Source organism: Actinosynnema sp. NPDC023658 (assembly GCF_040639995.1).
Taxonomy (GTDB): Bacteria; Actinomycetota; Actinomycetes; order Mycobacteriales; family Pseudonocardiaceae; genus Actinosynnema.
In genome coordinates this window covers 1-1,206 of record NZ_JBFAAX010001385.1, presented here as the reverse complement: position 1 = coordinate 1,206, position 1,206 = coordinate 1, and the positions used below count along the sequence as shown (strand labels likewise).

The window sequence follows — 1,206 nt, the reverse complement described above, 5'->3', positions numbered from 1 at the left end:
GTGCCGAGCCCCGACCCGGCGGCGCTGCCGAACCTCGGCGGCGAGCCCTTCCCCGCCACCGGGAACGCGCTCCGACCCGGCGCGGAGTCGGCGGACCGACTGCCGGACTTCGTCGGCCTCACCGGTGTCGACGACGTATCTCCATTCCGGCCGGCAGCAGTACTCGGTGTCGGCTTTATCGCGCTGCGACTGAATGGTCCATACCCGTGGGGGGAATGTGAGGGACACTGATCGTGGGCGAGGGAACACGGAGAGGACGCAGAACTTGCGCAAGAAGTTGAACCGATACCGCGTCACCGCCTTGTCCCTGGCGTCGGCCCTGGTGGCCGCCGGGGCGCTGGTGGGTGCCGCGAGCCCGGCGTCGGCGCAGACGACCGCGGTGCGACTGGACTACACCTGCACGACCTCCCTCGGCCCCAGCGTCCAGCTGACCGCGTGGGTCGTCGGCGGCCTGCCGGACGACGGCTCCGGGCCGAACAGCGTCGCCGCCTACCAACCCACCTTCATCGACGTGGACCTGGACCTGCGCGAGCTGCGCCCGGTGGTGACGATGGCCGGCGGGGTGCGCCTGGACGGCGACAGCACCGCGACGCTCGACGCGAGGATCACCGGCCCGGACGGGACGCGGAGCACCCAAGCCCCGTTCACCTTCGCCCCGACGTGGCTGACCACCAGCCAGGGGGTCGCGGTGCGGGCCTCGGGCGCGTTCCCGTTGCAGTACCTGAGCACGTACGGCAACTACGACGTGCACGTGGACGACCTGAAGCTGAGCCTGCGTCCCGAACGCGCCGACGGCACACCCATCGGCACGGTCACCGCGTCGTGCTCGCACGACCCGGCGCAGAACGACCTGCTGGGCACCGTGGCGTCGCAGAACATCATCATCGAGCGGCCGATCCGCCCCAGCGGGCTGCACGTGGTCTCGACGACCCCGACGTCCGTGACGCTGGCCTGGGAGGCCTCCTCCTGGTGGTTCCCCACCGCAGGCTACGACGTGTACCTCGACGGCGGGCACGTCGGCTTCTTCACCGAGAAGCAGGCGACGATCAGCGGACTGACCCCCGACACGCAGCACCGGGCGAAGGTCGTCAACGTGGACACCTACAGGATCCAGTCGACCAAGAGCCAGGGGCTGATCTTCACCCTCCCGCGGGCCTGACCCGCGCCACCGCCCCGATCGCCGGGGTCCGCCGCACGGTGGACCCC

General features: G+C 71.0%; 1 protein-coding gene. It reads left to right on the top strand.

The window, feature by feature from the left end; all coding sequences use genetic code 11:
- Positions 1-265: 265 nt before the first annotated feature.
- Complete coding sequence (locus AB0G02_RS41205) at positions 266-1,159, top strand: fibronectin type III domain-containing protein (RefSeq protein WP_360806294.1); 894 nt, start codon at positions 266-268, stop codon at positions 1,157-1,159.
- The last annotated feature ends 47 nt before the right edge of the window (positions 1,160-1,206 follow it).